Source organism: Delftia sp. 11MD, from assembly GCF_050907895.1.
GTDB lineage: Bacteria > Pseudomonadota > Gammaproteobacteria > Burkholderiales > Burkholderiaceae_C > Comamonas > Comamonas tsuruhatensis.
The window spans coordinates 4,385,206-4,404,287 of sequence record NZ_CP194333.1 but is presented as its reverse complement, the minus strand read 5'-3'; the positions used below and the strand labels follow the sequence as shown (position 1 = coordinate 4,404,287).

General features: G+C 65.5%; 20 protein-coding genes. 8 read left to right on the top strand and 12 right to left on the bottom strand.

Going from position 1 to position 19,082, the window contains the following annotated elements; genetic code table 11:
• Window positions 1–141: 141 nt before the first annotated feature.
• From ACRSCF_RS20105 to ACRSCF_RS20060, 10 genes are read right to left on the bottom strand one after another with little or no spacing between them, the layout of a single operon-like run.
• The gene (locus tag ACRSCF_RS20105) at window positions 142–909 is read right to left on the bottom strand and encodes a DsbA family protein (RefSeq protein WP_003090202.1); all 768 of its coding nucleotides are present in this window, start codon (window positions 907–909) and stop codon (window positions 142–144) included.
• Window positions 910–933: 24 nt separating this feature from the next.
• Window positions 934–3,825, bottom strand: a complete 2,892-nt coding sequence (locus ACRSCF_RS20100) for a conjugative transfer ATPase (protein ID WP_033987683.1) — start codon at window positions 3,823–3,825, stop codon at window positions 934–936.
• The gene (locus ACRSCF_RS20095) at window positions 3,825–4,274 is read right to left on the bottom strand and encodes a TIGR03751 family conjugal transfer lipoprotein (protein WP_003109775.1); all 450 of its coding nucleotides are present in this window, start codon (window positions 4,272–4,274) and stop codon (window positions 3,825–3,827) included. Before ACRSCF_RS20095 ends, ACRSCF_RS20100 begins: the two co-directional genes overlap by 1 nt.
• Window positions 4,255–5,673 carry a TIGR03752 family integrating conjugative element protein gene (locus ACRSCF_RS20090; protein WP_020924934.1) on the bottom strand — a complete coding sequence of 473 codons (1,419 nt, stop codon included), beginning with the start codon at window positions 5,671–5,673 and terminating at the stop codon, window positions 4,255–4,257. The genes ACRSCF_RS20095 and ACRSCF_RS20090 overlap by 20 nt, the downstream gene beginning before the upstream one ends.
• Window positions 5,663–6,574, bottom strand: a complete 912-nt coding sequence (locus ACRSCF_RS20085) for a TIGR03749 family integrating conjugative element protein (protein WP_003105643.1) — start codon at window positions 6,572–6,574, stop codon at window positions 5,663–5,665. Before ACRSCF_RS20085 ends, ACRSCF_RS20090 begins: the two co-directional genes overlap by 11 nt.
• A complete protein-coding gene (locus tag ACRSCF_RS20080) occupies window positions 6,571–7,263 on the bottom strand; it encodes a PFL_4703 family integrating conjugative element protein (protein ID WP_003105641.1) in 693 nt (230 codons plus the stop codon). The genes ACRSCF_RS20085 and ACRSCF_RS20080 overlap by 4 nt, the downstream gene beginning before the upstream one ends.
• Window positions 7,260–7,658, bottom strand: coding sequence for a TIGR03750 family conjugal transfer protein (locus ACRSCF_RS20075; RefSeq protein ID WP_003105639.1), 399 nt, complete (start codon window positions 7,656–7,658; stop codon window positions 7,260–7,262). Before ACRSCF_RS20075 ends, ACRSCF_RS20080 begins: the two co-directional genes overlap by 4 nt.
• A gap of 11 nt (window positions 7,659–7,669) precedes the next feature.
• Window positions 7,670–8,029, bottom strand: coding sequence for a TIGR03745 family integrating conjugative element membrane protein (locus tag ACRSCF_RS20070; RefSeq protein ID WP_003090173.1), 360 nt, complete (start codon window positions 8,027–8,029; stop codon window positions 7,670–7,672).
• Window positions 8,030–8,045: 16 nt separating this feature from the next.
• The gene (locus ACRSCF_RS20065) at window positions 8,046–8,279 is read right to left on the bottom strand and encodes a TIGR03758 family integrating conjugative element protein (RefSeq protein WP_003050225.1); all 234 of its coding nucleotides are present in this window, start codon (window positions 8,277–8,279) and stop codon (window positions 8,046–8,048) included.
• Window positions 8,276–8,659, bottom strand: coding sequence for an RAQPRD family integrative conjugative element protein (locus ACRSCF_RS20060; protein WP_003120001.1), 384 nt, complete (start codon window positions 8,657–8,659; stop codon window positions 8,276–8,278). Before ACRSCF_RS20060 ends, ACRSCF_RS20065 begins: the two co-directional genes overlap by 4 nt.
• A 203-nt stretch (window positions 8,660–8,862) precedes the next feature.
• Here ACRSCF_RS20060 and ACRSCF_RS20055 point away from each other — a divergent pair, with 203 nt between their 5' ends.
• Genes ACRSCF_RS20055 through ACRSCF_RS20020 form a run of 8 tightly spaced genes read left to right on the top strand, consistent with a single transcriptional unit; the run spans window position 8,863 to window position 16,101 of the window.
• On the top strand, window positions 8,863–9,333 hold the full coding sequence (locus ACRSCF_RS20055; RefSeq protein ID WP_003050245.1) for a helix-turn-helix domain-containing protein: 471 nt from the start codon (window positions 8,863–8,865) through the stop codon (window positions 9,331–9,333).
• Window positions 9,330–9,905, top strand: a complete 576-nt coding sequence (locus ACRSCF_RS20050) for a PIN domain-containing protein (protein WP_003109777.1) — start codon at window positions 9,330–9,332, stop codon at window positions 9,903–9,905. The genes ACRSCF_RS20055 and ACRSCF_RS20050 overlap by 4 nt, the downstream gene beginning before the upstream one ends.
• A gap of 17 nt (window positions 9,906–9,922) precedes the next feature.
• Window positions 9,923–10,837 carry a CBASS system CD-NTase-associated protein Cap6 gene (locus ACRSCF_RS20045; protein ID WP_003105629.1) on the top strand — a complete coding sequence of 305 codons (915 nt, stop codon included), beginning with the start codon at window positions 9,923–9,925 and terminating at the stop codon, window positions 10,835–10,837.
• On the top strand, window positions 10,834–11,304 hold the full coding sequence (gene cap8, locus ACRSCF_RS20040) for a type III CBASS phage resistance system CD-NTase-associated protein Cap8 (protein ID WP_003105626.1): 471 nt from the start codon (window positions 10,834–10,836) through the stop codon (window positions 11,302–11,304). The genes ACRSCF_RS20045 and cap8 overlap by 4 nt, the downstream gene beginning before the upstream one ends.
• Complete coding sequence (gene cap7, locus ACRSCF_RS20035; RefSeq protein ID WP_003090159.1) at window positions 11,301–11,801, top strand: type III CBASS phage resistance system CD-NTase-associated protein Cap7; 501 nt, start codon at window positions 11,301–11,303, stop codon at window positions 11,799–11,801. The genes cap8 and cap7 overlap by 4 nt, the downstream gene beginning before the upstream one ends.
• The gene (locus tag ACRSCF_RS20030) at window positions 11,801–12,703 is read left to right on the top strand and encodes a CBASS oligonucleotide cyclase (protein ID WP_003105624.1); all 903 of its coding nucleotides are present in this window, start codon (window positions 11,801–11,803) and stop codon (window positions 12,701–12,703) included. Before cap7 ends, ACRSCF_RS20030 begins: the two co-directional genes overlap by 1 nt.
• Before the next feature lie 38 nt (window positions 12,704–12,741).
• Window positions 12,742–13,467 (top strand): CBASS effector endonuclease NucC, encoded by a 726-nt coding sequence (gene nucC, locus ACRSCF_RS20025; protein WP_003050273.1) that lies wholly within the window; start codon window positions 12,742–12,744, stop codon window positions 13,465–13,467.
• Window positions 13,468–13,476: 9 nt separating this feature from the next.
• Window positions 13,477–16,101, top strand: coding sequence for an AAA family ATPase (locus ACRSCF_RS20020; RefSeq protein ID WP_003116812.1), 2,625 nt, complete (start codon window positions 13,477–13,479; stop codon window positions 16,099–16,101).
• Window positions 16,102–16,141: 40 nt separating this feature from the next.
• On the opposite strand, the gene ACRSCF_RS20015 is transcribed toward ACRSCF_RS20020, so the two are convergent.
• A complete protein-coding gene (locus tag ACRSCF_RS20015; RefSeq protein WP_003109778.1) occupies window positions 16,142–16,891 on the bottom strand; it encodes a TIGR03747 family integrating conjugative element membrane protein in 750 nt (249 codons plus the stop codon).
• Window positions 16,888–19,080: a type IV conjugative transfer system coupling protein TraD gene (traD, locus tag ACRSCF_RS20010; RefSeq protein ID WP_003116813.1), complete on the bottom strand. Its 2,193-nt coding sequence runs from the start codon at window positions 19,078–19,080 to the stop codon at window positions 16,888–16,890. Before traD ends, ACRSCF_RS20015 begins: the two co-directional genes overlap by 4 nt.
• Between the last annotated feature and the right edge of the window lie 2 nt (window positions 19,081–19,082).

Sequence of the window (19,082 nt, the reverse complement as noted above, 5' to 3'; positions counted from 1 at the left end):
CGCCCTGGGAGGGCAAGCCCTCCTGGGGAACGAACAAGGTGCATCCATCACCGCGGCAGCGGTGATCGTTCGCGGCCAGGATGCGAGGCGAACGGGTTTCGGTCAGCGCAGTGGACTGCGCCGTAGCCTTGAAGACCGGGGCTACCTGGGCATGTCGCCGACGACGTCGGCAGGCATTTCCGATGTAGTAGGTGTGGCGGCGGGATCGCCGGCCGCGAGCATGTCCATGGCCGACAGCAAGGCATCGCCCTCGATCGGACCCTGCAGTAGGATCGCCTTGCCGGTTTCGCGATCGTGCAGCCGCAGCGACGGCGTGGCGGTCACGCCGCTGCTCGTGGCTTCCGCCGTCTGGGTGCGGATCGGCGCCTCGGGCCGTTCGCTCGCCAGACACTGCTCGATGGCTGGCGTAAGGTCGGGGTACCGCAGGTCCTCGGGCAAGCCCTGGCCGTCGCTGCGCGTGTGGGCATAGACCCACTCGACAGCCTGCCAGAAGGCGGCATGGCCGCCAGATTCGCCGGCGCACTCCGCCAGGCTCGCTTCGGCAGACGCGGCCGGCTCATGCGCGGCCAACGGGAGGTGGTGCCATTGCAAGGCCACGTCCGCGTTGCCGGCCACCCAACGCTTGAGCACTGGGAAATAGGATCGGCAGAACGGGCATTCGAGGTCCGCGTAGAGCGTCAGCGTGAAACGCCCTTCCGGATTTCCCATCTGCCACGGAGGCCCGGCCACCTGCGTCACGCTGACCGGCGTTGAAGTCTGGGGAGTGGACTTGCCAGAATAGCGGGACACGAGCCAGATCAGCAGCAGCGCTACCAGCACGGCGGCCAACACCCAGGGCCAGCTGAGCCTCCAGCGCCGACGGCGGAACGCCTGTACCTGCATCGGAATGGATGGGCGTTTCTGTTCCATGGCGTTCTCCGGTGTACGGCAGATTCAGGGCAGGTCCAGGGTCGGCGACTCGATGCCACGTGCCCGGTCGATCTTCTCAGCCACCTTGAAGGCGGCATCCAGCTCGCTGACGCCGTGCTGCTGCATGAGCTGGTAGCGTTCTGCCTTCTCCTCGGGCTCGGTTTGCGCGAGCGCGAGGTAGAGACTTGGCGGCACGGCGCGGAACAGCACTTCCATGCTCTTGGAGAGGATGACGCCCTCGGTGAACTTGCCCGCTTCCTTGCGTGCGGAGAGCATCAGCGCCTTCTGCGCCGGCGAGAGTTCGCGGAACCTGGCGATCTTCTCCACTTCGTCCGGCGGCATCGACAGGCACACCCACCACTCGATCATGTTGAGCATGGGCTCTGCGGCGCGCGGCAGATCGTCGATGTTTTGCGTCGCCAGCCAGAACCAGGCGCCCAACTTGCGCCACATTTTTGTAATTTTCACGACATAGGGCGCGAGCAGCGGGTTCTTGGTGATGATGTGACCTTCGTCGGTCACGTTGACGATCGGCCGGCCCAGGTACTGGTCGCGCTCGGCGATGTTGTTCACCGTGCTGATCAGGCTGATGTAGGCGATGGAGAGCTGCGCGTTGTAGCCCTCGCGGGCATAGGTCGCCAGATCGACCAGCGTGATGTCGGCCTCGGGCCACGGCGTGCCGTCACGGTCGAACATCTCGCCGTCCGTGCCTTGGCAGAACATGTCCATCGCGTCCGCCATCTCCAGCAGCCGCACGCGCCGCATCTCGGGCAGCGTCGGGTCCTGGCCACGGGCGCGCAGCGCGTTGCGCACGTCGCGCGTGAGCACGGTGCGCTTTTCGGCCACGCAATGTTCGGCGGCGTCGAGGATGCACTGGCGGATCAGCGAGCGGTCGGCCCGCGTCATCCGCGCTTCTTCCTTGTCTTCGCCGCCCGTGATCATCAGCCGCCCTGTGATCTCCAGTTCGCCCAGCACGTCGCGCTGCTCGTCCGCTTCCATGGCCGAGGCATCGGGGGGCAGGTCTTCGTCCAGCGCGTCGGCATCGAGCGTCTGTACGTCGCTGGGCGTTTCGATCAGCCGGCGTGCGTCGGCGAACGGCGCCAGGCTGATGCCCGATCCGGGGGCCAGCTTGACCCGGTTCACGGTCAGGCCCAGGCGCCTGGCGAAGTCGCTGAACAGGCCGAAGCTGTTGCCGGCTTCCACGATGAAAAGCCGCGGCCGGTAGATGGCCGTCACCTGGTTCAGCAGGTTGTTGAGCGTGGCGGACTTCCCCGAGCCGGTGGGGCCAAATAGAAACAGATGGGCATTCATCTGCCGATCCAACCTGTTCAAGGGGTCGAACGTAATCGGGCCGCCGCCGCGATTGAACATCGTGATGCCGGGATGCCCCGTGCCCTGGGCGCGGCCCCATACTGGCGACAGGTTCGCCGCGTGCTGGGCGAACATCAGTTGCGTGTACCACCGGCGCCGGTCCTTGCCGGGGTTGTAGCAGCACGGCAGCCAGCGCAGGTAGCTGTTGAGCGGCGCCACCTCGTCGTCCTCGCGCACCGGCTGCAGGCCGGCGTTGAGCATCACGTTCGCGAGGTCCAGGCCGCGCCGATCCAGTTCCGCCTCGTCGCGCCCGCGTAGGTAGAACGCCAGAGTGCCCCGGTAGAGCTTGTGCGCGCTGCCGATCAGGGAGCGGGCTTCATGCACGTCCTTGAGCGTCTGCTCCGACGCCAGCGTCTCGCCCACAGCTTTCTTCGCCAGATGGTTGAGGTCCGATTCGAGGACGTCCTGCGGCGTGGCCACCATGGTGAGACACATCAAGGTGTCCTCGGGCATCTGGTCGAACAGCGTGTTGATCGCGTCCCCCTTGCGGGTCTCGCCGGTCAGGTGCCCGGTGCCGGGCGGCATGCGCAGCCGGTCGGTGATCAGCACGCGGTGCGGCATGCCGTCGAAGTACCAGGCCCCTTGCGCCACGTCCGAGCGCGGCTGCCCAAAGAACAGCCGCTGGCTGAAATCCCGCCCGCTCGCCAGCTCGATCTCGCCGGCCTCGCTTTCCTCGGTACTGTCCGGATAGCGCGCCAACGCGTAGAAGCGCTCCCGGTCCTCCACCCCAGGCCCGAGCAGCGTGGGGCGCGGGTTGAACCACCGCAGCAGCCAGTCGTGGACGTCGGCCGCGACCATGCGCCGGGCCTGGATGCCGGCGTTCGCCAGGCCGCCGCACAGGCGGTCGCAGACGATGCCCAGCATCTGCTCGGGTGTCTGGCCGCGGCGGTTTGCCTGTCCCTGTCCGCTCGCGCGGCGGTACACCACCATGCGCACGCGCCGCGTCTGGCCGCGCCAGCGCAGCCGCGTGACCACCGTGTCCTCGAACAGGCCGCCGGGCTTGGCCACAGCGCGCAGGTGGTGGCCGAAGAAGCGCAGGTAGAACTCGGTGAACGCCGAGCCGCGCGCACGTGGCTGCACGTAATCGCGCAAGGTCTGCATGTACTGGTCGAAGCTCGGTTCGTCCTGGGCATAGAGCTGGAGCACCCACGGGTTCTCGTCCAGTTCATCGAAGCTGTCCTGAAGCGCGTTTTCCAGGGCGTCGCGGGCATGCGCGAGCCAGCCGGGTTCCCGGCCTTCGGTGCCCAGCGGCACCAGCTCGTAGAAGGCGGCCACCGATTGGCCGTCCTCCAGGAGCATCGATTTCGACTCGGGCAAGAACTCCACCCAGGGCAGCAGTTCCACGAAGGACGGTGCGACGTCGTACAGCGCCTGCTCGTCGGCCACGGTCGCCGGCTTGCGGCCCTGGACCGCGGCGCCGGGTTCGGGGATGCCGGCTTGCTGCAAGGCCTCGACGTGGCGCTGCCAGCCGTCCGGCTGCTCGTCGGCGGCGGTGTCTTCGGCGCTGACGGCAGCCAGCTTCGGCCATGGAAGTTTCCACCGCATCAGTAGTCCTCCGTCCTCTCGCCAGGCATCGCGTACTGCACGCGCTGGTACAAGGGGAAAACCGTCGTGTAGCCCGGCACGGGAACGGGGTCGGTGCCGGCCAGGTGCGGGTACACGTACATCACGAGATCGGGATTGGGCAGACGCTGGAACTGGCGGTGAACCTCATTGCGCGCGGTGCGCGTGTAGCGCATCTGCTCGACAGGTGCGGCCTGCACGTCGGCGTCGGTCAGGGGCCGACGCAGGCTCTGGCGCGCATCGAGCAACTGGCGGCCGGCGTTCCGTCCGGCTGCGCCACCGCCGTCGCCGGCCTCCTGCTGCCAGATGTCCATCATCGTGCGGTCACCGTGGGTCAACAGCTTTTCCTTGCTGGTGGCGCAGCCGGCGAGCACCGCGACGGCGAGGGCCAGTGCTAGGCCACGGGCCAGGTTAGTCAAGTTCAAGGGCATGGCTTTCTCCTGCGCGGTGATCGACCTTGCGGCCTTCGGGATCGAAGTCGATGGCGAGCGGCTTTTCGAGGTGGACGGCAACCTTGGCGCCGGGTTGGACATAGACGGCGGCGAAGGCTTGGCCGTAGAGCTTGTTGACCCAGGCCGACATGTCCCGGACACCGCCCGCGAGAATCTGGCCGACCGCTTCTTGGCCGGTGATGCCCACGGTGCCGATGGAGCCGTCCGAGCCGACATAGGACATGCGGCCGCTGCCACTCTCGATGAGCGAGGCCACACCGGCACCGGCCGCGGTGATCAGGGCCTGCGAGCCGAGGTATTGCTGGGCGTTGCTGCGCCGCTCGCCGCTGACGCAAGGAATGCCGTGGGGATCGCTGATCCAGCCCAAGCCGTCGCGCTGTTGGTTGTTCTGCTGGTTGCCCTCGCGGTCTTCGGGGATCGTGCGAATCGTGCCGTCGTTGAAGACGAACGTGATGCTGCGCACCTGACCTCGCACGCACGAGAGCGTCCAGTCGCCCGAGGCGGTGCCGCTGAACACGGCGCCGGCCACGTCGGGAATGTCGATGCCATTGGCGGTCAGGTTGTCCGGCCCGACCAGAACTTTGAACGGATAGGGATCGTTGACCGTGCCGTCGATCGGCACGCGGCCGATCAGGGCCGTCATCGCCACCGATCCCATTAGCGTCGAGTTGGTCGGCACGGTATAGACCGGCTTGGCATTCTTGACCCCGGCGGCGCGGGCGCCCGCGTTGGCCACGGTTTCAGCGGTGGTTTCGAGCGTGCTCTGCGCCGGGCCGAAGCTCGTGGGGAAGCTCATGCCGCCGCTCGCGCCACGCCCCCCGTTGCGCCCCTCGGCGGGCTTTGCGTCGTCCGGCTCGACCCACCGCACGCCGCCCTCCATGCCGGCCTCGTCGCCGCCCTGCAGCCCCAGGCCCACGGGCAGGTCCGCATGGCCGCCGCCGCGCCCGCCGATGCTGTCCAGGCGCCGCTGCAGGTCGGCGAGCAGCCCTTCGGTCTGCTGGCGCGCGCTGGCCGCCTGCTCTTGGTCGCGGCGCAGGTTGGACCGCTCGGATTCGAGCGCCGAGTTGATGCGCTGGTCGATGGAGTTCTCGCGCTGGCGCAGCCGCTGGTTCTCTTCACGCTGCGACTTGTTGTCCGAGAGCGCGGTCTGAAGCTCGGTGCGCAACTGCTTCACTTGGGCAACGAGCGTCGCCACGGTGTCGCGCGGGGTGTCGCCTTCGATGCCCAGCGCCTTCATTTCCTCGGGCGTGAGCTGGGCGCCGTTGTCCGCCACGGGTGGCGCCGTGCCGCCTCCACCCGAGAACAGCCGGATACCGGCGAACAGCACCAGGATGGCGACAGGGATCATCAGCCACTTGAGCAGGCCGTTACTGCGCATGGCGGGCCTCCTTGGCGTTCTCGTCGCCGTCCGGCTGCGGCAGATGCACGGCAGGGTCGAAGCGGTGAATCGCCGGCAGCAGCGACTGCGCGAGGCCGCGGCCGCGCGTGACCAGGTACAGCACGGTCGTGTCCTCGGTCGTGCCGCGCGGGCCCAGCGCCTCGTGCTGGAAGGTGGCGGTGAGGAAATCGCCTTGCAGCACGCGCGGGTCGAGCGCGACCCAGTCGGCGCCGGTGTTGGTGAGGCGCACGGCAGTCACCCATTGGTCTTCCAGGCGCCACGACGCGAGCACGGCCGCGCGCACCGGCAGCGTTGGCATCAGTGTGTCCAGGTCGAGGTCGCGGGGAAGGTTGACCCGCATGACGCCCGGAAGCGGCTCGACGGTGCGCAGCGGTGCGTAGAGGTTCTGCGCGGCGAAGCGCGTCAGCACGACAGGGACCGGAGTTTCGCGCCGCGCGGTCCGCGCACCTGCCTGGCCCTGGGCGCGTGCCGGGGCCTCGGCACTGTCGGCCTGCTCGCCATAGCGTCCCGGTGCGCTGTCACCCTCGACGATGCGCACCGGCTCCAGCTCGGCTTCCCCGTCCTTGGGCGGTTCGGCTGCGATGTCCAGCAGGATCAGCGCGCCCGTGTCGGCGTCCTGCAGTTGCAACCGCGTGGGCTCGATCGGCTCGCTGGCACGCAGGTACACCGCGCCGCCCGCACTCTGCACGCGCAGGCGTTTGCCCACGCCTGCGGGCACGCCCACGCGCACGTTCCGGTCGATGAATACGATGCGTTCCTGACCGACCTTCAGCGGCACTGCCAGTGGCATGCGTTCCCAACGCAGGATCTCCACCGCCTGGGCGACGGGTGCCGCGGCCACGGCCAGTAGCCCCAGCAGCGCGAGTACAGGATGCTTCATGGGGTGTTTCCTCCTTGAGGCGCTTGCGGATTCAGGTCACTCGGCGCCGGGCGCGCCGGCTCCGGTGCACTGATGCGCTGGGGCGCGCCTTCGTAGCAGTCCAGCGCCAGGCCGAACGGGTTGCGGGCGGGATCGACGTCCACCCGCGTGACCTTGATCGGATAGCGCACCAGGGCGCGTTTGACCTGCTCGGCGCCGTAGTACTCGTCCGCCGTGATGTCCAGCGTCACCACCCAGTCGCGATCGGATACGGTGCGCACGCGCGCCGTGGGGTCGTCGCCATAGCCGCGGCCGGGAATCTCGTAGATGCCGCGCACGCGCTGACGCAGCTCGCCCGTGGAGCGGCGGTAGTCATAGTCCGCCCGCAGGAAGGCCTGGCAGGACGGGGTGAGGTACGGCGAGAGCGTATGGAGGTTGCGCGAGTAGTCTTCTTCGCCATTGGTCGGCCAGCGGTTCAGCGTCTGGAACACGTAGAACGTGAACGCATAGACCGATTCGGGCGGCACTTCCCACCACTTGCGGGTACTGCCAGAGCGCAGGTCGGGCGGGACGTGGATGGTCAGGTCGCGCGGCGCGCTCCACCAGCCGCCGCCCATGACCAGGGCGACAATGACCAGCGCGCCCGCGCCCAGGCGCAAGGTCTTGATGTGCGCCTGCAGGTGGGCGATCTCGTTCTTGAAGCGGCTCATCGCATGCTCCTGCGGGTGGACCAGAAGCCCGAGCGCGAGATCAGCACGTGGCCGCCCACCCAGCCGGCCATCAGCGGATGGCGCGTTGCGATGCGCCACTGCAACTGTCGATACAGCCAGGTGTCGGGGCGCCCACGCTTGAGGCGGCGCAGGATGCCGCCGCCGATGAACACGCCCAAGGCCACGCCCAGGACAACGAACGTCGGTGCGATGGCGATCGTGCGGAACACCCACGAAAGCGGCGCGCCGACCAGCAGGCCGGCCGCGCCGGACAGGCCGCAGCAGATCCACAGCTCGTCGGCGGTGAGGCCGCGCACGACCACGGGATGGCGGTTGAGCCGGTGCGGAAGGAACGTGACCGTCCCGTCCGCACGGACGTGCTGCTGCTCGGACATACCGGCCTCGCTTACAGGATGCCGGTGGCTTCGGTGAGCAGCCAGATGCCGATCACGAGCAGCACGGCGCCGATGGCGACCGTGAGGCCGAATTGGCCCCACGTCTTGCGGCCGGTGTGGATCTCCGCGTAGGTGCCGTAGGCGTGGTAGCAGACGCCGATGAACATCGACGCCACCACCAGCAGGGCCACGAGCATGATGATGTCGTAGCCGTAGTTGCGGATGGTCTCCATGATGCCGTTGCCGGTGCCGCGCGTCGGGTTCTCCAACTGCGGCAGACCTTGCGCGAACGACAGTGCGGGCAGCGCGGCGGCGCCCAGGGCCACGGCGGCGCGCTGGGCAAAACGGGAAGTGAGGTTGCGGTTGTGCATGGTCGGGCCTTTCATGTCAGGACAGGAGGAAGAAACTCAGGACGAGGTACATCGCGACGAAGCGGATGCAGACGCCGAGGAACTGGCGCTGGTTGAGGCGGCTCTCGGACCACCCCACATAGGCCGTTCGGATGGCCCAGACGCCCCACACGAGCAGGACCGCGAACACGACGCCGACCAGGACGGTCGCCATCGCGGAAGGCGCGATACCGCTGTTGGCTTGAAATGCCGAGACCTGGGCGCCGTTCATTGCTCGCCCTCCGCAGTCGTCTTCGGCGATGGCGAAGCGGCCCGCTCGGTGCGGTAGTCGCCGGCCAGTTCGGAGGGGTCGCGCGGCTGAGCGCGTGATGGCGTCAGGTGGAACTGGATGCCGGCGCGCACGCGCGCCAGGTCAGCCAGCAGCCGTGGGTAATCGAAGTGGTAGCGCTCGCCCGGCTGGATGGGGGCATGCGCGGCGCTGTCCGCGACGGTGCGTTCCAGCGCGTCGAGCTGGCGCAGCGCGGCGACCAACTCCTGGCGCTGCGCCGGGGACTCGGCCAATGCCATCGGGGACTGGCCCAGCACGAGGGCCGTCACGAAAAAAGTGGGCACGCCGCGATGCGCGGCGCGCAGCCAGATCGAAGCCACCATCGCGCCATTCCTGTGTGATCAGCAATGGGTTGATCGTGGAGATCAGGGCTGTTTCAGGCCGCAAACAATAGGAACTGGCGGACGACCGGATTGGGCATGCTGCGAGCGAACCTACAAAAGCACGGGTCGCGCTTCGATTATTGCGTTTTTCGAGTATTTCGAATATGATCGGCTCTGCAACCGTTTTCGCTTAGGAGCTACCCATGACCACCGCCACTGCCCAATCCAAGATGACCCTTCCCGCCGCGGGAGAGGTGAAGGCAGCCGTCCAGGGTCAACGTGCCTTGGCGGCTTACCTCGCAACCCAGTTCGAGACGCAGCACATCCAGATCTTTGATGACCACAAACAGGCTCATCAGGTGGAACTGCCTACCTCGGCTTTACGCCTGCTGGTCGACATCCTGGCCGAGTTGGCCGATGGCAATGCAGTAAAGGTGGTGCCCGTCCATGCAGAGCTGACGACCCAAGAGGCGGCGGACTTGCTCAACGTGTCCCGTCCCCATTTCGTCAAGCTGCTCGAAGATGGGGTGTTGGCATTTCATCGCACCGGCAAGCACCGCAGGGTGAGGTTCGCCGATCTGATGCAGTACAAGGAAGCGCGCGAGCGCGCCAGTGAGCAGGCGATGGCCGAACTCGCTCAGCAGTCGCAAGAGTTGGGAATGGGATACGAATGAGGCATTCCCCATTCACCGCCGTCTACGACGCGTGCGTTCTATATCCCGCGCCACTGCGGGATTTCCTGATGTGGCTCGGCCTGTCTGGCCGCTTCCGGGCGCGGTGGAGCCAAGCCATTCATGAGGAGTGGAAACGCAACCTGTTGATCAACCGCCCCGATCTCACCCGGGTTCAGGTCGACAGGACGTCGGATCTCATGGACCGGGCAATTCCGGACGGCTTGGTGGAGGGCTACGAAGCGCTCGTGGCAGGCCTGACATTGCCCGATCCGGACGACCGGCACGTCCTGGCTGCGGCGATTCGCTGCGGTGCGAGCGTGATTGTGACGTTCAACGAACGGGATTTCCCGAACGATCTGCTGGCTCCGTACGGCATCGAATCGCAGCACCCCGATGAGTTTGTGGACAACCTACTGGATCTGGACGCGGCCGCCGTGGTGTCGGCTGCGCAGCGCCAGCGTGCCCAACTCAAGCATCCGCCGATCGAGGTGGACCGCTATCTCGAAATCCTGCTGCGCCAGGGCCTTGTGCAAACGACCAAGGTGCTGGCGACCTATCGCACCATTCTCTGACCCGCCGAGAGCCACGGATGACCAAGAATCCTTCATCAGACGCCACTTTGCCGAAAGGCATCCATCGAAGCTGGAAGCTGCCGGACACGTCGCTGGGCGCCCTGTGGGATTCCATCGTCATGGACGAAGCTCTCAAGAAGCAGTTGCTGTCACAGGCGATCGTCAACTTCACGGTGCGCCCCAAGGTGGAGCGCACGGTACTCCCCCTGCACGGCGTGATCTTGTTGGTCGGCCCGCCGGGGACTGGGAAGACCTCCTTGGCACGGGGCTTGGCGCATCGTGTGGCCGAATCTTTTTCTTCTGCGAAGTTTCGATTGCTGGAAGTAGAGCCTCACACGCTGACGAGCTCTGCAATGGGAAAGACTCAACGCGCCGTGGCAGACCTGTTCTCGCAATCGATCGCAGAATCCGCAGCGGCGGGCCCGACGATCGTCCTTCTGGACGAGGTCGAAACGCTTGCGGCTGATCGAGCCAAGCTCAGCCTGGAAGCCAACCCGGTTGATGTGCACCGGGCCACCGACGCGGTGTTGGTGCAGTTGGACATGTTGGCCGAACGCAACCCGCATCTGCTGTTCGTGGCCACCAGCAACTTCCCACAGGCCGTCGACAGTGCCTTCCTATCTCGTTGCGACATGGTGATGGAGGTGCCACTGCCCGGCAAGGATGCCTGCAAGCAGATCCTGGTGGACTGCCTGAATGGCCTGGCAAAGACATTTCCGGGGATTGGCAAGCTTTCCTCGGCTCACCAGTTCGACGCGTGCGCTGGCGAGTGCGTCGGATTGGATGGTCGGGCCATTCGCAAGGTCGTAGCCAACGCCCTCGCGGCCGACCCGCAAGTGGCTATCGATCCGAACAAGCTTTCCGTAGAGCACCTGCGCAGTGCGATACGACAGGCAACGCAAATGCGCCTTCAAGGAGGGAAGCAAAAATGACCACCGTTGTCAGCCGGACGTTTCGCAGCTCGCCGCACCGCGATGCGTTGCAGACGTGGGATGCCATTGTCGAACTGCTCACTCAGGGCAAGGACGGCACGGCTCGCTCTGAACTCAGGGCCGTGGCGGGCGTGGCCGCCAGCTTGATCGCCGACCAGGCACCCAAGAGCGCGCCCATCGTTGCGACATGCGATGGACCACGGACCAGGATCTACTGCCTCTTCGACGAAGACGCGATCGATGGTGATGATGCCAACGAAGAAGTCTTGGGGTTCGAGCCGTTGAAGGGAGACTGGGGAGTCTCGCTGCCGTGTCCGAAGGAGCAGCTCGGCTGGGTGCAAACCGCGCTCAAAAAGCACAGTTCTCGCATCATTGCACGGGACTTGAGCCAAGGAATTGCCACGCAGGCGCAGGCCGATGCTGGACAAGCGCTGTCGCTCGACCTCGGAGGTTTCCTCAAGTCATGAGCACCGTCGCCACCTACTCGTACACGCACTCGGTTACCTATGTGACCGACAACATCCTCAAGAGCTTGAAAGACATCATCCTGCTCAGTGGGCTGGACCCCGAGCACTTCGCGGATCGCTGGGAGAGCAATACCCGAGCCATCAAGACGTGGCTCGGGACCGGTGATCTGCGCAAGGTGATTCTGGAGATCTACAACCCGGCAACCGACAAACTCGTGACCCGATGGGATATCGACATCGTGTATGGGTGGTCCGATGGCGACGGCAGCTTCTGGACAGATACCGAGCAGTTGAAGTACGCGATCAAGAAAGCTGGGCTGCTGCCATCGCAGGCCAAGTACAAGTTAATGCTCGATACAAAGCCAGGGCGGCCTGATGTGGAGGGGTGGAGCAAAGGAAGTTATCGCTCGACGGATGGAATGGTCAAGCAGAGCCTAGGCTCGACTGTCGAACACAGCGGCCTGGCGGGTCAGGCCGGATATTGGAGGCAACGCTGATGCTGTCGATCGATGAAGCTTTTCGCAAGTTCAAGTCGCGTCTGGAACTCAACGAACGCGAACAGAAGAATGCCTCGCAACGCCAGAACGAAGTGCGGGACTACCTGCAGACCAAGTTCGGCATTGCGCGCAGCTTCCTGACCGGGTCCTATGCTCGATACACGAAGACGAAGCCGCTCAAGGATATCGACATCTTCTTCGTGCTGAAGGACTCGGAGAAGCATTACCACGGCAAGGCCGCATCGGTAGTGCTGGATGATTTCCACTCTGCATTGGTGGAGAAATACGGTTCGGCGGCCGTGCGCAAACAGGCGCGCTCGATCAACGTGGATTTCGGTGTTCACATCGACGCGGAGGACAACACGGACTACCGGGTGGTCAGCGTGGATGCGGTGCCCGCATTCGACACCGGCGACCAGTATGAGATCCCCGATACGGCGTCCGGAAAGTGGATCAAGACGGACCCGGAGATCCATAAGGACAAGGCGACCGCAGCGCACCAAGCCTATGGCAATGAGTGGAAAGGTCTCGTGCGCATGGTGAAGTACTGGAACAACAATCCCAAGCACGGCGATCAGAAGCCGGTGAAGCCCTCGTTCCTGATCGAGGTAATGGCCCTTGAGTGTCTTTACGGCGGCTGGGGAGGATCGTTCGATCGCGAGATCCAGTCGTTCTTTGCCACGCTTGCCGATCGTGTTCATGACGAGTGGCCGGATCCCGCCGGACTTGGCCCGGCGATCAGCAACGATATGGATGCCGCGCGCAAGCAGCGCGCGCAGCAGCTGCTGTTCCAGGCGAGCCAGGACGCAAGCATCGCCATCGACCACGCGCGTCGTGGTCGCAATATCGAAGCGCTTCGCGCCTGGCGCGCACTGTTTGGCCCCAAGTTCCCACTGTCCTGATTCCATCGGCTTCCATACACGTCCCATCGAGGTACAGCATGTCCCAGTGGTCGCTTTCCCAGCTCCTGTCGTCCCTGCATGAAGACATCCAGCAGCGCTTGTCCGTAGTACGCAAGACCTTCGGTCACCCGGGTACGAAGGGGGATGCGAGCGAGAACGTCTGGATCGACATGCTGGATACCTATCTGCCCAAACGGTACCAGGCGGCGAAGGCGCATGTGGTGGACAGCCTGGGGAACTTCAGCCAGCAGATCGATGTGGTGGTGTTTGATCGGCAATATTCGCCTTTTATCTTCACCTACGAGAACGAGACGATCATTCCAGCCGAAAGCGTGTACGCCGTGTTCGAGGCCAAGCAGACGGCTGACGCGGGGCTTGTGGCCTATGCCCAGGAGAAGGTCGCCAGTGTGCGCAGGCTGCACCGCACGAGCCTGCCGATCCCGCACGCTGGCGGGACCTACCCAGCGAAGCCGTTGATTCCGATTCTGGGTGGCTTGCTCACCTTCGAGAGCGAATGGAGTCCTGCATTGGGCCCATCCATGGACAAGGCGCTGAACGCAAACCTCACCGAGGGGCGTCTGGACATCGGATGCGTTGCCGCCCACGGGCACTTTTTCTATGACCAAGCCAGCGGCGCGTACAGCTACACCAACGAAAACAAGCCGGCGACCGCGTTTCTTTTCAAGCTGATCGCGCAGCTTCAGTTCAGTGGAACGGTCCCCATGATCGATGTGGAGGCTTACGGTCAGTGGTTGACCAAGTGAGGGGTCGCTGTGGCAAGCATACGTTCGGAGTACCACCGGTTCCTGGCGCACTTGACGCAGCGGCACGTGCACGACGACGTGCGCCGGCTGGCGCACCTGGTGCTCGATCACCTGCAGCCACTGGCCGAGGTCGGTGCTGCACGCCGGGGGCGCTCCACGCGCTTGGCGCCGCTGGCCATCGCGCATCTGGCGCAGATGCCTGTCGCCTACGACGGGGACGCGCGCGGCCCCGAAAACGGGCCGGCGCTCGGGCGACTGCACCAGCTCGAAGTCGGGCCGTTTCGAGGATTCATGCGGCAGGAGACGTTCGACCTCAGCCATGACATCACCTTGGTCTACGGTGCCAACGGCACCGGCAAGAGCAGCTTCTGCGAAGCCTTGGAAGTGGCGATGCTCGGTTCGATCAGCGAAGCGCAGGCCAAGCGGGTCGACCAGCGGACGTACTGCAACAACGCTCGCCTGCGCCGCCACATCGCGCCAGTCCTGTCGTCTACGGCGGCGGGCGAGGCGCAGGCCGTCCAGCCCGACGAAGCTGAGTATCGCTTCTGCTTCATCGAGAAGAACCGCCTCGACGATTTCGCCCGAATCGCCGCGCGGACCCCGAGCGATCAGCGCCAGCTCATCGCCACCCTGTTCGGCGTGGACCAGTTCAGCGAGTTCGTGCGCGGCTTCAACCCCTCGCTCGATCAGGACCTGATGCTTGCCGGCGTGCAGGCGGCGCAGCTGGCGCAGCGTCGCCTGCAGTTGGCGAACTCCGAACAGACCATCGCCGCCTACCCGCAGAAGATCGCAGCGGTCGAGGGCCTGGAACAAGCTTTGGCGCAGCGCATGTCACCTGGCGCGACCTATCAAACCTGCGTGGACTGGCTGCTGGGTACGCCGCAGCAGCAAGGACGGCTACCGTATGTCCAGGCTCAGCTGGACGCCAACCCGCCTGCCATTCACGAGGTGACCCAGGCCCGCCTGCAAGCGTTGCTGGCAGAGGCCTACCGCGTCCAGGGACTGTGGCAAGCGTCTTCCGCGCAACTCGCGGCCCGCGCCGGCGAGGTGTCGTACGCGAAGCTCTACGAGGCCGTGCAAGCGTTGGCGGACGGGGCGACCGCGTGTCCGGCATGTGGAACCGAACTGGCCGCCGTGGCGCAGGACCCGTTCGCCAGGGCGCGAATGGGCCTGGAGCAGCTCGCGCAACTGGCCGTCCTGCAGCAGCAGGAGGCCGGGCATCGGACGCAGTTGAGCGAGGCGGTCCGAGCGCTGTGTGACGAAATGCGCCGCGTGGTGGCGGCGGCTGGGGTCGCTTGTCCTGCCGAATCGCAGGCCGCGGGCCTGCCACTGCTGCCTCCCACGTCGGCGGGCAATTGGCTCGGCGGCGGGGTGAATGGGGACCAGCGCGCCTGGCAAGCCCTCTTACGGATCGCACAGATCATCGAAGGCTTCGACGCGCAGGCGCGCGACGTGAATGCCCAGCGCGGCGCGATGGCCCAGGAGCGGGACCGCCTGCAACAGCATCAGCTGGAGATCGAACGGCTGCGGACCATGCGCACGACTGCGGATCAGGAGCTGGCGGCCGCCCGCCAAACCGTGGCCCAATTCGACGACGCGAACCGCGGCCTGATCCAGGCGGCCACGGACGAAATGCCGGTGGTGGTGCACCATCAGCGGGTCAAGGCCGCCTACGACGGCTTCCTGCCCGAGATTCAGGCATACCTGACCGCTCTGCCGGGGGTTCTGCTACAGGGGCTGGGAGACCAAGCCCGCCATCTCTACAACGCATTCAACCGGGCCGATCCGCCCGGCGATCTGCTGCACGCGCTGTGGTTGCCCGTGGCCGAGAACGGCAAGATCGAGGTGGAGTTCGCCGGCGAGCCGGGCGCGCGCTACGACGCGTTGATCGTCTTCAGCGAAGGGCACATCAAATGCCTGGGCCTGGCGATTCTGCTTGCCAAGAACCTCGCGCAGGGCTGCCCCGTGGTCATATTCGATGACGTCGTCAACGCGATCGACGACGACCATCGCGATGGCATCTGGCGTACCTTCTTCGAGGACGGTTTGCTCCACGGCAAGCAGGTTATCCTCACCTCGCACGCAGAGGAGTTCCTGCACCGCATCCAGCAGGAGTTGGGCGTGCGCCGCGCCGCGGCCATTAAGCGCTACAAGTTTCTCCCGCATCAGGGAGAGCACGAACTGCGGGTCGACAGCGACCCGCCAGCGAAGAACTATGTTCTTCTGGCCCAGCAGGCGTTGGCGGCTGACGAGAAACGCGAGGCACTGCGTCAGGCCCGGCCGGCGCTGGAGAGTCTGACGGACCGCCTGTGGACGTGGCTGGGTCGGCGGGCGGACGGCCGGATCGACATCAAGCTGAGCGGGCCCCGCGCGCCTTGGGAGCTGAACAATAAATGCACCAAGTTGCGGTCGGCCGTCGAGCGTATCGCGGCGCAACATGCGGGTGCGCCGGATGCCGTAGGGGCGTTGGTCCGGCTGCTCAATGTCAGCGGTACGAGTATTGAATGGGGTTACCTCAATAGCGGTGTGCACGACGCTCAGCGCGATCATGAGTTTGATCGGGCGACGGTAAGAACGGTCGTCGAGGCGGTTACGGCGTTGGATGCTGCTCTTGATACCCTGCAGAACCGATGAACGGCACACGGCTTTGCAGAGCCGTGCCGCCCGTGTCACCTCATAAGTACTTCTTGAAGCTGCCTGCGGTCAGGCTGACTGCCATCCCCAGCAACGCCGCGCTGGGCAGCAGGATGACCAGAGGATGCACCGATATGGGCAGAGCGAGATAGGTGACCCAAGGCAGCACGGCCAACGGCATCAGGCTGGCCTTCGCGCGGTGGTAGATGAAGCCGGATTCGCGGCCCGCGCCGAACCGGCGCACATCCCGTCGCACCAGGCCGTCAATCAGGCCGACGAATGCCGCCGTGAGGATCAGCGGCAGCGTGAGCACCAGGACCAGCAGGCGCACCAGGAAGGTGAGCGTCGTGAAGGCCGCAGCGATCAGGTAGCTTTCGGCCCAGACATAGACTTGGCTGATGTAGTAGCGGAAGTTGCGGCTCTGCCCGTGGCTGGGCGCGCGGACGCGCTCGGCGGTCTGGCTCATGCGCTCCAGCAACCCCGAGCGCACGAACACCCACTCGTACCCGGTATCCACCAACTCGTGCGCCGTGCGCCCGGGCTCCTGTACCACCACGCTGCGCGTGAAGTGGTTGGACAGGTGCCCGAGTTCGTACCGCAGCATCTGCTGGGAGTGGCGCCAGCCCTGGTCCTTCCAGAACAGGTGCATGCCGGCGCACTCCACCACGATCGAGAACAGCAGCGAGCCAATGAGCACCCCGAGCAGCCGGAACGGTAAGGTGATGGTGCCGACGATCAAGCCTTGGCGATGGTTCTGCTCCCGCTGCGCGGTCGAGGCGGCATCCTTCATGGCACGGCCTCGTTGCCCGCGCCATCGTCGGCGCCGGTGGCCACCGCGCCGGGCTCGGCCGCAGCGGCATCGTCCAGCAGGTCGTCGGGCAAGGCCGCATCCTGCAAGGCCGACGAGCTGGTGAACTCCCACCACTGCGTGGCCTCGCTGTAGCTCTGGCGCATGTACCCGGCCAGTTGCTGCAGGTCCGCCGGCATCACTTCATCCGGGTCCGGCGCCGGCAGCGGCATACGCACCTTCCAGAGCTGGCCGCCCTGCAGCAGCGCGAAGCACTGGCCCTTGGGCAGGCCGACGACGTGTGACGGCTCGATCATCGGCACGCTGGCCATGCTGATGCGGTCCTGGGTGTTCGACGTGAAATCCGTCGCGCCGCGGATGTCTGAGCTGTCCGTCGCGCCCGAGACGATGGTGGTTGTATAGACCTCGACCTTCGGCAACTGCCTCGTCAGCAGTTCCGCGGTGGCCGTCTCGCGCACGCGCAACATGAATAAATTGTTGAAATTCCCGATCACTTGGCCGGCCTTCGCGCGATTTCCGATGCGGGCCTCGATGTCCGAGAGCGTCTGCGTGTACGCCGTGACTTGCAGGCCGGCACCGCCGCCCTTGTTGATGAGCGGGATGAATTCATCGCCCATCAGTTCATTGAATTCGTCCGCGTGCACGTTGATCGGCACGCGAGCGCCAGCCACTGCGCCGGGCAGGCCATCGTCGATTCCGTGCTTGTAGATGTGTCCGGCCACCGAAACCAGGTCAGAGAACATCGAATTGCCGACCGCTGCGGCGACCTCGGCGTCAGACAACGCATCCAGACCCACATAGACGATGGCCCGCTTTCGGATGACCTGCATCCAGTCGAAGATCGGGCGCGGGTCGGCCAGGTCGGAGTAGTTCGGCGCCAGGAGCTGGGCGATCTTGCCGCTCGTGAGCTTTTCCAGCAGCGGCAGCAGCGATGCAACGATCTTGTCGAAGTAGGTCTTGTCGTAGCGCACCGCCGAGCGCAGGCCATCGAGCACAGGGTCGTAGTTGCGCGCCTGGGAGAGGTATTGCTCCAGCGCCACCACACGCTTCTCGCGCCCGATCATGTTCCTTGGGATGTTCTTCTCGTTGAGCTTGGCCTCGATCTGGACGATCACCTCCCAGGCCTTGGGCTCCGTCTTGGCAAAGTAGTGCTGGGCGTACTCAATGAACAGCGCGTCGATGTTGATGACGTGGCGCTGGATCAGCATGTAGTCCGGGCGCTGCCCCAGTTCCACCAGGGCGCGGGCGATGATGTTCACGAAGCGCCATGCGAACTCGCGGAACGCCGCGCTGTTGCCTTCGCCGGAGAGCTGCCCCGCGATGCGTGTCGCCACTTCCGAGATCCGACCGAAGCGGCCCACGGCGTTGTAGCGGGCGCTGATTTCCGGCCAGCCCAAGTGGAAGATGTAGAACTCGCCTTCGCGGCCAGCGCGCTGGGCTTCGACGTACATCCGTTTCAAGAGATCGGCATCCCCCTTGGGGTCGATGACGATGACGACCTCATGCTCGCCGGCAGCATTCCTGCGACGGATGTCCTGCGTGACGAACAACTCGGCCAGGCGCGTCTTGCCCACCCGCGTGGTGCCCAGCACCAGCGAGTGCCCGACGCGCTCGCCCAGCGGCAGGCTGACGTCCACTTCGTCGGGCTCGATGCCGTGCAGCCTTGGCAGGCCGCCGACAGGCGGCAACGGGCGCACGGGGTTGAAAGGCGCGTCCCAGCCGGTGAGCTTCGGCAGGCGCGAGAGCGGCAATGGCGCGAACTCCAGCCGTTCCTCCAGGCGCCTGGTCAGCCGGTAGGCCGGCGTCGGCTCGACGTAGCGGCGGAACTCGGGCCGGTACGTCTGCATCAGCCGATGCGTGTGCTTCTGCTCCCAGAGAAAGCCGCGCCCCACGAATAGGCGCTGCTGGCTGACCGGCACGTCCTTGCTGGTCATCACGTAACGCGGCAGACGGCGGATGTTGCGCCGGTAGCGCAGGATGATGCGGGCATCGCGGTAGCGGATCGCGCCGTAGGCGCCGAACGCCAAGGCGCTGCCGATGCCCATGGCCGGGCTCAGCGCGAGCGACCATGGGGCCACCAGGCACAGAAACGCGGCGCCTGCACACGCCGCGACGGTGTATAGCTCCACCGCTGGGCGTAGCAGAACCTCGACCGGCTGTTTGCCCGACATGG